Below are 13,911 nucleotides of genomic sequence, written 5' to 3'. Positions count from 1 at the left end.
TGGTTTTTTAGGGAGTGACCGGATGAAAATCATCATCCTTGGGGCAGGGCAGGTGGGCGGCACACTGGCGGAACATTTGGCCAGCGAAGCCAATGACATCACCGTGGTGGACACTGACGCTGAGCGCCTGCGCGACTTGGGCGACCGCCTGGACATCCGCACCGTACAAGGTCGTGCGTCGTTTCCTACGGTGCTGCGTCAGGCCGGAGCCGACGATGCCGACATGCTGGTGGCCGTGACCAACAGCGACGAGACCAACATGGTCGCGTGCCAGGTCGCCCACACTCTGTTCCACACCCCGACCAAGATCGCCCGTGTCCGCGAAGCCGCCTACCTGACCCGCGCCGGCCTGTTCGATAACGACGCGATCCCGGTCGACGTACTGATCAGCCCGGAGCAGGTGGTGACCCACTACATCAAGCGCCTGATCGAAATTCCGGGCGCCCTGCAGGTAATCGACTTCGCGGGCGGCAAAGCGCAGTTGGTCGCAGTGAAGGCCTATTATGGCGGCCCACTGGTCGGCCAGCAGCTGCGCCAGCTGCGCGAACACATGCCCAATGTGGAAACCCGCGTAGCAGCGATTTTCCGGCGTGACCGGCCGATCCTGCCCCAGGGCGATACGGTGATCGAGGCCGACGACGAAGTGTTTTTCATCGCCGCTAAGGCGAATATTCGCGCCGTGATGAGCGAAATGCGCCGGCTTGACGAAAACTATAAACGCATCGTCATCGCCGGCGGCGGGCAGATCGGTGAGCGCCTGGCCGAGGCCATCGAAAGCCGCTATCAAGTGAAGATCATCGAGATGAACCCGGCGCGCTGCCGGCATTTGTCCGACACCCTCGACAGCACGGTCGTCCTGCAAGGCAGCGCCTCGGACCGCGACCTGTTGATGGAAGAAAACATCGCCGACGCCGACATTTTCCTGGCCCTGACAAACGATGACGAAGCCAACATCATGTCCTCGCTGCTGGCCAAGCGGCTGGGGGCGAAGAAGGTGATGACCATCATCAACAACCCGGCTTATGTCGACTTGATCCAGGGCGGCGATATCGACATCGCTATCAGCCCGCAACTGGCGACTATCGGCACCTTGCTGGCCCACGTACGCCGTGGCGATATCGTCAGCGTGCACTCCCTGCGCCGTGGCGCGGCGGAAGCCATCGAAGCGATCGCACACGGCGATGCGAAGTCGAGCAAAGTGATCGGCAAGGCCATCCGCGATATTGGCCTGCCACCGGGCACCACCATTGGCGCGATTATTCGCGATGAAGAAGTGATCATTGCCCACGACGATACAGTGATCGCTACCGGCGACCACGTCATCCTGTTCCTGGTGGATAAAAAACATATCCGCGATGTGGAGAAGTTGTTCCACGTGGGTTTGAGCTTTTTCTGATCAACCGGAGTGACCGACATGCTCGAATCCCTGGAAAAAATGCTCGCCAAGGGTGTGGATAATTCGCTGCTGCGCTTTGGGCTGGGCAAGGGTTATCTGGATCTGAAGGACAATGCCAAGGCGGCCGAGCATTTGCGCAAGTGCGTTGAGTTTGATCCGAAGTATTCAGCGGCGTGGAAGTTGTTGGGTAAGGCGCAACTTGGCTTGAATGATCTGACCGCCGCACGGCTGGCATGGGAAAAGGGCATAGAAGCGGCCCAGGCCCATGGCGACAAACAGGCGGAAAAAGAAATGACGGTGTTCCTGAAGAAACTCGACCGCCAAGCCTAAGCGCAAATCAAATGTGGGAGGGGGCTTGCCCCCGATAGCGGTGTATCAGCCAAATATCAGTAGCTGACAGACTGCAATCGGGGGGCAAGCCCCCTCCCACATTTGGTTTGTGTTGTTCTTTAGATCAGCGGTGAATCAGTACCACCGCGCTTCACCCGGTGGGCGTTTCTTGAAGCGTTTCATGCTCCACATGTACTGGCTCGGGTAGGCGCCGACATAGCGCTCCACCACCTTGCTCATCGCCGCGCAGGACGTGGCCGTGTCGGTGCTGTACATGTCTTCCGGCGCCGCTTCGAGGATTACTTTGTAGCCAGAACCGTCCGGCAGTCGCAGGGCGTGCAGGAACACACCAACAGCCTTGTGGCCCGCGAGCATGTTTGGCACGAACTTGCTGGTCAGCGCCTGGGTGGCAAAGAACGGCACGAAGATCCCTGCCGATTCCGCCGGCTCCGGGTCAGCGGGAATACCCACCTGGCCACCTTTGCGCACTTCCTTGATCACACTGAGAATGCCTTCCTTGGTGGACGCCGCAACGCGGTTGCCCAACTGCACGCGCTGTTTGCGCAGCAACTCATCCACCGCCTTGAGCTTGGGCGGGCGATAGAAAATGATCGGTTTGCACTGGTTGCAATAGAAGTGGTTCAACACCTCCCAGTTACCCAGGTGGCTGGTGATGCCGACCACGCCTTTGCCCGAGGCCAATGCTTCGTGCAGCACTTCGAGACCTTCGACTTCACGCACCAGGTCGATGGAGCGTTGCGCCGGCCAGATCCAGGCACAGGCGCTTTCGGTCAGGGACTTACCGATGTCCATCAGGCTCTGGCCAACCAGGCGTTCGCGAGCGGCCGGGTCCATGTCCGGGAAACATTTGGAGAGGTTGATCCGCACCGTCTCGCGAGAGCGGTTGGGGGTTTTCCACATGATCCAGCCAATCGCCGTGCCGACGGCCTGGACGGCACGCCAGGGCAGCAGGGCAAACAACCGAAGAGCGCCTACCAGCAAGGCGCCTTTAAACTTTTCCACAGGTCACTCCCATTCGTGTGTGGTGCGCAAAGCACGCATTCTAACCGGCGTTGACCAAGTCCGCGTAACGGTCGCAGTCCTGGGTGTGATCCATGACCATGCCCGAGGCCTGCATGAACGCGTAGCAAATGGTCGGTCCGACAAAGGTGAAGCCGGCCTTTTTCAGGGCTTTGCTCATGGCTTCAGCCTCGGGCGTGATCGCCGGGACTTCGCTGCGATCCTTGAAGTGATTGACCTTGGGCACGCCACCGACAAACGACCAGAGCAAGCCCACCGGATCTTCCAGCGCCAACCAGGCCGCGGCGTTGCGGCGAGTGGCGTTGAGCTTGAGGCGGTTGCGCACGATGCCAGGGTCGAGCATCAGCGCTTCGATCTCGTCGTCGCTCAAGTGCGCCAGGCGCTGCGCATCAAAACCAAACAAGACCTTTCGGTAATGCTCGCGTTTGCGTAAAACGGTGATCCAGGAAAGGCCCGCCTGGAACCCTTCGAGTAAAAGCAACTCGAACAAGCCCTGCGCATCGCGCAGCGGCGTTCCCCACTCCTGATCGTGATAAGCCATGTACAGCGGATCTTCAGAACACCAAAAGCAGCGTGGCATAAGGCTCCAGGGGATGGTGGCGCGGCCGAATCGGGTATACTCCCGCTCTTTAAATCGCAGCCCAAGTAACAGGTGAATTTCGTGAGCCAGCCTACGCCAGCCGTGCGTACCTTCCAAGACTTGATCCTCGCCCTCCAGCAATACTGGGCCGAGCAAGGTTGTGTGGTACTTCAGCCCTACGATATGGAAGTAGGCGCCGGCACTTTCCACACCGCTACCTTCCTGCGGGCCATTGGCCCGGAAACCTGGAACGCCGCTTATGTGCAGCCCAGTCGTCGCCCGACTGACGGCCGCTACGGCGAAAACCCGAACCGTCTGCAGCACTACTACCAATTCCAGGTGGTATTGAAGCCGAACCCGGACAACTTCCAGGAACTGTACTTGGGCTCGCTCAAGCATGTTGGCCTGGACCCGCTGGTCCACGATATCCGTTTCGTCGAAGACAACTGGGAATCGCCGACGCTGGGCGCCTGGGGCCTGGGCTGGGAAGTCTGGCTCAACGGCATGGAAGTGACGCAATTCACTTACTTCCAGCAAGCGGGCGGCATCGAGTGCTACCCGGTGACCGGCGAGATCACCTACGGTCTGGAACGCCTGGCCATGTACCTGCAGGGCGTGGACTCGGTCTACGACCTGGTATGGGCGGACGGCCCGTTCGGCAAGGTGACCTACGGCGACGTGTTCCACCAGAACGAAGTGGAGCAGTCGACCTACAACTTCGAACACGCCAACGTCGAGAAGCTGTTCGAACTGTTCGACTTCTATGAAAGCGAAGCCAAGCGCCTGATCGAACTCGACCAGCCGCTGCCGTTGCCAAGCTATGAAATGGTCCTGAAGGCATCCCACACCTTCAACCTGCTGGACGCCCGCCGTGCCATTTCGGTAACCGCGCGCCAGCAATACATCCTGCGTGTACGCACCCTGGCGCGTTCCGTCGCCCAAGCCTACCTGCTGGCTCGCGCCAAGCTGGGCTTCCCGATGGCCACCCCGGACCTGCGTGATGAAGTGTTGGCTAAGCTGGAGGCTGCACAATGAGTGCTCAAGATTTCCTGGTTGAACTGGGCACCGAAGAGCTGCCACCCAAGGCACTCAACACCCTGGCCGACGCATTTTTGGCCGGTATCGAAAAAGGCCTGCAGACTGCCGGCCTGAAGTTTGAAGCCAAGAAAGTCTACGCCGCGCCACGTCGCCTGGCGGTGTTGCTGACCGCGCTGGAAACCCAGCAACCGGACCGCAGCATCAACCTCGACGGCCCGCCGCGTCAGGCGGCTTTCGACGCCGAAGGCAATCCGACCCAGGCCGCCCTTGGTTTTGCCAAAAAGTGTGGCGTGGAGCTGAGCGAGATCGATCAGAGCGGTCCGAAACTGCGCTTCAGCCAGGTCATCACCGGCAAGCCGACTGCCAGCCTGCTGCCGACCATCGTTGAAGACTCCCTGAACGACCTGCCGATCCCCAAGCGCATGCGCTGGGGTGCACGCAAAGAAGAATTCGTCCGCCCAACCCAATGGCTGGTGATGCTGCTCGGTGACCAGGTCATCGACTGCACCATCCTCGCCCAGAAGGCTGGCCGCGATTCCCGTGGTCACCGCTTCCATCATCCTGAAGCCGTACGCATCACCTCGCCGGCGAACTATGCCGCCGACCTGCGTGCCGCTTACGTGCTGGCCGATGCCAATGAGCGTCGCGAGCTGATCAGCAAGCGCACCGAAGAGCTGGCCCGCCTGCAGGAAGGCACCGCCATCGTGCCGCCAAGCCTGCTCGACGAAGTGACCGCGCTGGTTGAATGGCCAGTGCCGCTGGTGTGTTCGTTCGAAGAGCGCTTCCTCGACGTGCCGCAAGAAGCCCTGATCACCACCATGCAGGACAACCAGAAGTACTTCTGTCTGCTGGATGTGGACGGCAAGTTGCTGCCGCGCTTCATTACCGTGGCCAACATCGAAAGCAAAGACCCGCAGCAGATCATCGCCGGTAACGAGAAAGTCGTCCGCCCGCGCCTGACCGACGCCGAGTTCTTCTTCAAGCAAGACAAGAAGTCGAAGCTTGAAGACTTCAACCTGCGCCTGCAAAACGTGGTGTTCCAGGAAAAGCTCGGCAGCGTCTACGACAAGGCTGCGCGCGTTTCCAAGCTCGCTGCCTATATCGCACCCCGCATTGGCGGCGATGCGGCCTCGGCCGCCCGCGCCGGTATGCTGTCCAAGTGCGACCTGGCCACCGAGATGGTCGGCGAATTCCCTGAGATGCAAGGCGTTGCCGGCTACTACTACGCCCTCAACGATGGCGAGGCCGAAGACGTTGCCCTGGCACTGAACGAGCAGTACATGCCACGCGGTGCCGGTGCAGAGCTGCCAACCACCCTGACCGGCGCGGCCGTGGCCATCGCCGACAAGCTGGATACCCTGGTGGGTATCTTCGGTATCGGCATGCTGCCTACAGGTAGCAAAGACCCGTATGCCCTGCGCCGTGCAGCCCTGGGTGTGCTGCGTATCCTGATCGACAAGAAGCTCGACCTCGACCTGACCCAGGCCGTGGTGTTCGCCGTCGGCCAGTTCGGTACCAAGGTCAAGCAAGCCGGCCTGGCCGAGCAAGTGCTGGAGTTTGTGTTCGACCGCCTGCGTGCGCGCTACGAAGACGAAGGCGTGGACGTTTCCGTCTACCTGTCGGTACGTGCCCTGCAACCGGGTTCGGCGCTGGACTTCGATCAGCGCGTACAAGCTGTGCAGGCCTTCCGCAAATTGCCGGAAGCCGATGCCCTGGCCGCGGTGAACAAGCGTGTGTCGAACCTGCTGAGCAAGGCCGAAGGCCTGGGCAACGGCGATGTCGACCCTGGCCTGTTTGCCGATGCCAAGGAGTTCTCGCTGAACTCGGCCATCGCCAAGGCAGAAAACGCCGTGAAGCCGCTGATCGCCGAGCGTAACTACGCCGAAGCACTGGCGCGCCTGGCCACCTTGCGTGAGCCGGTGGATGCGTTCTTCGAAGCGGTGATGATCAATGCCGAAGATGCCGGCGTGCGGAAAAACCGCTATGCCATGCTGGCGCGTCTGCGCGGCTTGTTCGTCAACATCGCCGACATTTCGACCCTGAGCTGACCATGGTGAAACTGCTGATTCTCGATCGGGACGGGGTGATCAACTACGACTCCGACGCTTACATCAAGTCGGTGGCGGAGTGGATACCACTGCCCGGCTCGATCGAGGCCATCGCGCAGTTGAGCAAAGCCGGCTGGACAGTGGCGATTGCCACCAACCAGTCCGGCATTGCCCGTGGCTACTACGACATCGCTACCCTGGACGCCATGCACGCGCGCTTGCGCACGTTAGTGGCGGAGCAGGGCGGTGAGGTGGGGTTGGTGACGTACTGCCCCCACGGGCCGGATGAGGGCTGCGATTGCCGTAAACCCAAGCCTGGCATGTTGAAAATCATTGCAGAACATTACAAGGTGCCGTTAGCTGGGATATGGTTCGTCGGGGACAGCCTCGGTGACCTGGAGGCGGCCAAAGCCGTCGACTCTCAGCCAGTTTTGGTAAAGACCGGGAAAGGCGAAAAGACCCAGGCGAAAAACCTGCCGGTAGGCACTTTGATTTTTGACGATCTGGCGGCCGTTGCCGCAGAACTTATCAACAACTAGCCGCCCTCGACATCCTGGCCAAGGAGTGTTCGGGAGTGCGCTTTTCAACAGGCGGGCCGTGTCCCGCAACGGTAAATGCCGCCATGTCGATCTTGCAGGCCATCAGAACCTTTTTCTTTTACCTGCTGCTGGGCACCAGTTCGCTTCTCTGGTGCACCCTGAGCTTTTTTATTGCGCCCTTCCTGCCGTTCAAGGCGCGCTATCGCTTTATCAACGTCTATTGGTGCCGCTGCGCGTTGTGGCTGACCAAGGTGTTCCTGAACATCCGTTTTGAGATCAAGGGCGCTGAAAACGTCCCGGACCAGCCCTGCGTGATTTTGTCTAACCATCAGAGCACCTGGGAGACGTTCTTCCTCTCGGCGTACTTCTCGCCGTTGAGCCAGGTGCTCAAGCGCGAATTGCTGTACGTACCGTTCTTTGGCTGGGCCATGGCCATGTTGCGCCCGATCGCCATCGACCGTGACAACCCCAAGGCGGCGCTCAAGCACGTGGCCAAGAAGGGCGACGAGCTGCTCAAGGACGGCGTTTGGGTGCTGATCTTCCCGGAAGGTACGCGGGTGCCCTTTGGCACCGTGGGTAAATTCTCCCGAGGTGGTACGGCCCTTGCGGTCAACGCCCATCTGCCGGTGTTGCCGATTGCGCATAACGCCGGCAAGTTCTGGCCGAAGACTGGTTGGGCAAAACGCGAAGGCACCATCACCGTGGTGATTGGCGAACCTATGTACGCAGAAGGCGAAGGCCCACGCGCCATTGCCGCGCTGAATGAGCGCGCGCAGGCGTGGAATGAAGCGCAGCAACGGGCCATGGGTTCCCTGCCGCCGGAGCCGGTTGTGGTAGACACTCCGGTGGTATGAGCATCTGTGGATAACCTGTGCACGGATTGTTGGCGAATTGGCTTTTTTGCTTCATAACAAGCTGATTTACTTACATATTTCCAGAGACCTAAAAATCCCTAAAAACGTGCATAAGTTTTTTCCGCATAAAAAAACCGGTCCTTGTGACCGGTTTTTTATGCACAGCGCAAAAGCACGTTTTAGCACTCGTCCAGCAAGGGCAATTGCAGGCTGAATGTGGTGCCTTTGCCCACACTGCTTTCACATTCGATACGTCCTCCATGACGCTCCACGACCGCTTTGACCATGGTCAGCCCGAGTCCCAACCCATCGCTGCCTTGGGCTGAATCAAAGCGTTTGTACTGGCTGAATAACTCCGGTAAATCTTCGGCAGCTATACCCGGGCCCTGGTCACTGATCCGGCATTCCAACCAGCCTTGCGTGCTGCTGTGTCTCAACCGGACGGTGGTGCCGGACGGCGAGTATTTGATCGCGTTCTCCAGCACGTTGAATAACGCACGGGTGAGCAGCGACTGATCGGCTGACACCATCCCCTCATCTGCCTCATCCAGATCGTGGACCAGGTGAATGCCCTTGAGCTGTGCGATCAGCGCCACTTGGTCAAAAGCATCCATAACCAGCATGGCGAACAGCGTTGGCTGGAAGTGGTAACCGTCGGCCTCGGCTTTTGCCAACTGAACAAAAGATTCAGTCAGGCTCAAGGCGCGGCGTACCTGCTGCTCTATCTGCGCAAACACTGGCGACTCGGCGCTGTGTACGTCGAGCAGTGCAAGGATCGCCGAGTGCGGTGCACGAAGATCATGGGACAGGAAACGCAACATGGTTTCTCGGTGCTGCTGGGCCTCACGTTCCTTGCTGAGGTCAGTGAGGCTCAGCAGCCAACCCAGCGCCATGTCTCCTTCGGCCGGTAGCAGAGGTGCAAGCTCCATGCGCAGGCTACGTTGGTGGATATCCCGAAACTCAACCAATTCCAATGCCGAAAGGGCAGGTCGCACGCCGTTGTGCAGCGGTGGATAACCCAGATCAACCAGCTGGTCCAACAGGTTTTGGTTGACCAGATCATTACCGAACACGTCGCGGGCAATCCGGTTAGCCAGCAATATATTGCCTTGGGTGTCCGTGATCAGCGTCGCCACCGGCAGGCACTCAAGGCCGTCAGCCATAAAGCGCCGGGTGTCCCGCGTGCGGCTCACCGCTTGCTCCAGGGCAAAGATGCGCCCCTGCAACACATCACCTTTGCTGGCCGGCGCTCGGCGGCGTTCGGGCAAGACTTTGGGTTCGTTATCCAACCGCGCCAACTCCCAGCCAAAGTAGGCCAGGATCACGCTCAGACGCCGCCAGTTCCAGATCAGGTAGCTGAGCAGCAAACCGATCAGGCAGGCCGCAGGCGACCACCAGTAGCCCAAACGCAATAGGGCAAATGAGCCGAGCAAGGCCGTGAACATACACCCTAGCGTCATCCATAGTGCATAGCGTGGGCGATAGAGCAGCAGGCCCAGCAGCAGCGCCACCCAGGACGTTGCCATCACGGCTGACAGCCATTGGGGCAGATCCACGATGCTACGTCCTTGCAGTAGGCCGTTGAGCACGTTGGCCTGGATCTCTACACCCGCTGTAGTGCCCATCATGGGGGAAAGCGGTGTGACAAAACGATCGCCCATGCCCGAACCTGGGGCGCCTACCAAAATAAGGCGGTTACGCAACCGCTCAGGAGGGACTTCGCCGCGTAATACGCTGACATAAGACACACTCGGAAAACGGCTGTCGGGGTCGATATACGGGATGCGAACTGCATGTTCCTGATGCCAGCCCTGGGAGTTCGAATCGCGAGGCTCACCTGGCATCTCTGAGGGTTGGCCACTCATCGTGAACGCTAGCCATGCCAACTGAGGCGCCGTGGCATCGGGTGGGCCCTCGCGCAAATACAGCCTGCGCACCACGCCATCGCTGTCCGCTTCCACGTTGATATGCCCTATGCCTTTGGCACATTTAAGCAGTGGCTGCAGTTCTCCTCTGGGCTGGCTATCGCTGGCAGAATCATCACGCGCCAGGGGCAACAATACGTTGCCGGCGTTGCACACCGCGTCGGCCAAGCGTTTGTCAGTAGCGGGATCGGCAGGATCGCTGAATATCACGTCGAACAGGATGGCGGTGGGTTGTGCAGCACTCAGGCGGTCGATCAGGTCGGCATGCAAACTACGGGGCCAAGGCCACTGCCCGAGCTTCTTCAAGCTGGCGTCATCGATGGTCACCAATAAGATACGTGGGTCCACCGGCAGCGGTGTCAGACGGCGAAGGCTGTCGTACAGCGGATTGTTCAACGCCAGGCCAGCACTCGTCGAAAGGTAGGACGTGATCGGCAACAACAGCAAACCGATCCACAACCACTCACGAACCAAACCGTGGAACAGCCGTTGGGCATGGGTGGGTTGACGTTTTTCAGCCTTGCCCCAGAGCATCATTGATCAGCGTGTCCCTGTTGTTGGCATACGAAAGGAAGTGGCATAGCGCCCAGTGAAGCTCATTTTCGCGGCAGTGGAAAAGTTTTCCTGCGTGAGGCTCATAAAGGTAGAACCACCAAGGTATCTACCATTGGGGCACAGAAGTCTACGACAGCGCACGCGTCGGCTGATCCTTTTCCTTACGGCCTGGAGCCGGTATCTTTCCCACATCGGTACCGAGGACTTTAACTGGGTTGATCACTCATTGAACCCAGCCTACCGAGAGATCCAAGGGGCTAACGAATCTGCGCACAATTCTTCAGATTCGATGGCTGGCATCTGCGCAGTACGTGCCCTCACTACGACTGCCGTACTCTTCGAAATGAAAGGACCCACCCATGCGTGTCGCAATACTGGATGACGAACCCGCTGAATTGCGAAGGGTGGAACAGACACTGCGACAAATCCCCAGCACCGCCGAACAGCCCTGGACCCTGCATTGCTTCGAGCGTGGTGAGGACCTGCTGCGTCAGTTGCGGCGGGAAACCTTTGACCTGCTGATACTCGATTGGCAACTGCCCGATATCACCGGCATTGCGTTGCTGCGCTGGACCCGTGAGCACATGGAGTCGCCACCCGCCGTGATCATGCTCACCAGCAGGGATGCGGAAAGCGATATCGTCACCGCGTTGAACAGTGGCGCCGATGACTACGTCAGCAAACCCTTTCGTCCCAACGAACTCAAGGCTCGGGTTACCGCCGTTCTACGTCGCCATGGCCTGCAGAAGTCGGCGACCCAGGAAGTACAAAGTTTCAACGATCTGACCTTTGACGACGCCGAGTTGACCGTCACCCGCGCGGGAAAACCGATCAACCTCACTGAACGCGAATACCGCCTGGCGAGTTGCTTGTTTGCCAACTTAGCGCGACCGCTGTCTCGCGAGTACCTTTACGAGCGGTTCTGGACCCATGAAGAAATGGTGTCCTCACGGCCATTGGATACGCATATCTATCGACTGCGCAACAAGCTCGGCCTTACCGCTGATAGAGGCTGGCAGCTGTTGACGATTTATGGGTATGGGTACCGGTTGGAGAGCGTGGCGACTGCTTCCCATGGTTGAAAAGGGTGATGTTCCACGTGGAGCATTTAAAAAATACTGATTTCCACGTAATAAAAAAGGCCAACGCATAACGTTAGCCTTTTTGTTTTGCGGGTCCCGCCTGGATCAGAAGTCCAGGTTAGACACTGCCAGAGCGTTGCTTTCGATGAAGTCACGGCGCGGCTCGACCGCATCACCCATCAGGGTGTTGAAGATCTGATCCGCACCAATGGCGTCTTCGATGGTCACGCGCAGCATGCGACGCTGGGCAGGGTCCATGGTGGTTTCCCACAGTTGATCCGGGTTCATCTCGCCCAGACCTTTGTATCGCTGGATGGTGTGACGTTTGGTGCTTTCGGCCATCAACCAGTCCAGAGCCTCTTTGAACTCCTTGACTGCTTTCTTACGCTCGCCACGCTGAATGTAAGCGCCGTCGTCCAACAGGGTGCTGAGTTGGGCACCCAAGGTAACCACGGTCTTGTAGTCGTTGCTGCCGAAGAAGTCGCGGTTGAAGGTGACGTAGTTCGACAGGCCGTGGGAGATCAGTTCAACCTCTGGCAACCACACGTTACGTTCACGGTCTTCACGCAGACTTGCTTTGTACACCAAGCCAGACTTCTCGACGGTGCGCAGACGTACTTCGTACTGGGCCAGCCAATCCTGCATGTGTGCATGATCGCCCAACTGTTCCAGGGTGATGGCCGGAAGGTAAATGAAGTGCTCGGTCAGCTCCTGAGGGTACAGGCGCGACAGGCGCTTGAGGGTCTTCATCACCATGCGGAAGTCGTTAACCAGACGCTCCAATGCTTCGCCGGAAATACCCGGGGCTTCATCGTTCAAGTGCAGGCTCGCATCTTCCAGAGCCGACTGCGTCATGTACTCTTCCATGGCGTCGTCGTCTTTGATGTATTGCTCTTGCTTACCCTTTTTCACTTTGTACAAAGGTGGCTGGGCGATGTAGATGTAGCCGCGCTCGATCAACTCCGGCAACTGACGGAAGAAGAAGGTCAGCAGCAGGGTACGGATGTGCGAACCGTCGACGTCAGCATCGGTCATGATGATGATGTTGTGATAGCGCAGCTTGTCGATGTTGTATTCATCGCGGCCGATGCCGCAGCCCAGCGCCGTGATCAAGGTGCCGACTTCCTGGGAGGAAATCATCTTGTCGAAGCGGGCCTTTTCAACGTTGAGGATCTTGCCCTTCAACGGAAGAATGGCCTGGGTGCGACGGTTACGACCCTGCTTGGCGGAACCGCCAGCAGAGTCACCTTCCACCAAGTACAGTTCGGAGAGGGCAGGGTCCTTCTCCTGGCAGTCAGCCAGTTTGCCCGGCAGGCCGGCGATATCCAGCGCGCCTTTGCGGCGGGTCATCTCACGAGCCTTACGTGCGGCTTCACGGGCACGCGCGGCATCGATCATCTTACCGACGACCAACTTGGCTTCGTTCGGGTTCTCCAGCAGGAAGTCGGAGAAGTACTTACCCATCTCCTGTTCAACAGCTGTCTTCACTTCGGAAGACACCAGCTTGTCTTTAGTCTGGGAACTGAACTTGGGATCCGGCACTTTTACCGAGATGATCGCGGTCAGGCCTTCGCGTGCATCGTCACCCGTGGTGGCGACTTTATGCTTCTTGGCCAAGCCTTCGGCTTCGATGTAAGTGTTCAGGTTGCGCGTCAGTGCGGAACGGAAACCCACCAGGTGAGTACCGCCGTCGCGCTGTGGAATGTTGTTGGTGAAGCACAACAGGTTCTCGTTGAAGCTGTCGTTCCACTGCAGGGCGATTTCTACGCCGATGCCGTCTTCACGCTGGATGTTGAAGTGGAACACTTGGTTGACCGCAGTCTTGTTGGTGTTCAGGTATTCAACGAATGCCCGCAGACCGCCTTCGTACTTGAACAGCTCTTCCTTTCCGCTGCGCTCGTCTTTGAGGACGATACCCACACCGGAGTTGAGGAAGGACAGTTCACGGATACGCTTGGCCAGAATGTCCCAGCTGAAGTGGATATTCTTGAAAGTTTCAGCCGATGGCTTGAAGTGAATCTGCGTGCCGGTCGATTCACTATCGCCGACGATTTTCATCGGCTCCTGTGGAACACCGTGGACGTAAGTCTGTTCCCAGATCTTTCCGCTACGGCGGACAGTCAGGATCAACTCTTCGGACAGCGCGTTCACTACCGAAACACCTACACCGTGCAAACCGCCGGATACTTTATAGGAGTTATCGTCGAACTTACCGCCAGCGTGGAGCACGGTCATGATGACCTCTGCCGCCGAAACGCCTTCTTCTTTGTGCACATCTACCGGAATGCCACGACCGTTGTCGCGCACGGTAATGGATTCATCCGGGTGGATGATGATGCTGATGTCGTCGCAGTGACCGGCCAAAGCTTCGTCGATGGAGTTGTCGACCACCTCGAACACCATGTGGTGCAGACCGCTACCGTCATCAGTGTCGCCAATGTACATACCGGGACGTTTGCGTACGGCATCCAAACCTTTCAGCACTTTAATGCTGGTCGAGTCGTACGTGTTTTCTTCGCTCAT

11 protein-coding genes are annotated in these 13,911 nt (G+C 58.6%); 7 read left to right on the top strand and 4 right to left on the bottom strand.

The window, feature by feature from the left end:
* The first annotated feature begins 22 nt into the window (after window positions 1-22).
* Complete coding sequence (trkA, locus tag EJD88_RS25590; RefSeq protein ID WP_112192829.1) at window positions 23-1,396, top strand: Trk system potassium transporter TrkA; 1,374 nt, start codon at window positions 23-25, stop codon at window positions 1,394-1,396.
* 18 nt (window positions 1,397-1,414) lie between these two features.
* Entirely contained in the window at window positions 1,415-1,726 is a 312-nt protein-coding gene (locus EJD88_RS25585; protein ID WP_099586147.1) for a lipopolysaccharide assembly protein LapB, read from the top strand.
* Between the two features lie 135 nt (window positions 1,727-1,861).
* Here EJD88_RS25585 and EJD88_RS25580 read toward each other — a convergent pair whose 3' ends face one another.
* Complete coding sequence (locus tag EJD88_RS25580; RefSeq protein ID WP_099586146.1) at window positions 1,862-2,749, bottom strand: lysophospholipid acyltransferase; 888 nt, start codon at window positions 2,747-2,749, stop codon at window positions 1,862-1,864.
* Window positions 2,750-2,789: 40 nt separating this feature from the next.
* Complete coding sequence (locus EJD88_RS25575; protein WP_099586145.1) at window positions 2,790-3,347, bottom strand: DNA-3-methyladenine glycosylase I; 558 nt, start codon at window positions 3,345-3,347, stop codon at window positions 2,790-2,792.
* An 81-nt stretch (window positions 3,348-3,428) separates the two neighbouring features.
* Here EJD88_RS25575 and glyQ point away from each other — a divergent pair, with 81 nt between their 5' ends.
* From glyQ to EJD88_RS25555, 4 genes are all read left to right on the top strand, one after another.
* Window positions 3,429-4,382: a glycine--tRNA ligase subunit alpha gene (glyQ, locus tag EJD88_RS25570; RefSeq protein ID WP_003213601.1), complete on the top strand. Its 954-nt coding sequence runs from the start codon at window positions 3,429-3,431 to the stop codon at window positions 4,380-4,382.
* A complete protein-coding gene (gene glyS, locus EJD88_RS25565; RefSeq protein ID WP_099586144.1) occupies window positions 4,379-6,433 on the top strand; it encodes a glycine--tRNA ligase subunit beta in 2,055 nt (684 codons plus the stop codon). Before glyQ ends, glyS begins: the two co-directional genes overlap by 4 nt.
* A gap of 2 nt (window positions 6,434-6,435) precedes the next feature.
* Window positions 6,436-6,972 (top strand): D-glycero-beta-D-manno-heptose 1,7-bisphosphate 7-phosphatase, encoded by a 537-nt coding sequence (gene gmhB / locus EJD88_RS25560; protein WP_160385046.1) that lies wholly within the window; start codon window positions 6,436-6,438, stop codon window positions 6,970-6,972.
* A gap of 83 nt (window positions 6,973-7,055) precedes the next feature.
* On the top strand, window positions 7,056-7,826 hold the full coding sequence (locus EJD88_RS25555; protein ID WP_017528685.1) for a 1-acyl-sn-glycerol-3-phosphate acyltransferase: 771 nt from the start codon (window positions 7,056-7,058) through the stop codon (window positions 7,824-7,826).
* A 179-nt stretch (window positions 7,827-8,005) separates the two neighbouring features.
* Here the strand turns inward: EJD88_RS25555 and EJD88_RS25550 are convergent, their stop codons facing one another.
* The gene (locus EJD88_RS25550; protein ID WP_158879281.1) at window positions 8,006-10,288 is read right to left on the bottom strand and encodes a CHASE2 domain-containing protein; all 2,283 of its coding nucleotides are present in this window, start codon (window positions 10,286-10,288) and stop codon (window positions 8,006-8,008) included.
* 377 nt (window positions 10,289-10,665) lie between these two features.
* Between EJD88_RS25550 and EJD88_RS25545 the strand changes: the two genes are divergently transcribed.
* The gene (locus EJD88_RS25545; RefSeq protein ID WP_099586142.1) at window positions 10,666-11,388 is read left to right on the top strand and encodes a response regulator transcription factor; all 723 of its coding nucleotides are present in this window, start codon (window positions 10,666-10,668) and stop codon (window positions 11,386-11,388) included.
* A gap of 105 nt (window positions 11,389-11,493) precedes the next feature.
* Here the strand turns inward: EJD88_RS25545 and gyrB are convergent, their stop codons facing one another.
* The gene (gene gyrB, locus EJD88_RS25540) at window positions 11,494-13,911 is read right to left on the bottom strand and encodes a DNA topoisomerase (ATP-hydrolyzing) subunit B (RefSeq protein ID WP_099586141.1); all 2,418 of its coding nucleotides are present in this window, start codon (window positions 13,909-13,911) and stop codon (window positions 11,494-11,496) included.

It is taken from the genome of Pseudomonas sp. PB105 (assembly GCF_009764655.1).
Classification (GTDB): Bacteria; Pseudomonadota; Gammaproteobacteria; order Pseudomonadales; family Pseudomonadaceae; genus Aquipseudomonas; species Aquipseudomonas cyclaminis.
Note: the sequence above shows the minus strand (reverse complement) of the source record. Positions and strands in the feature narration are given on the sequence as shown.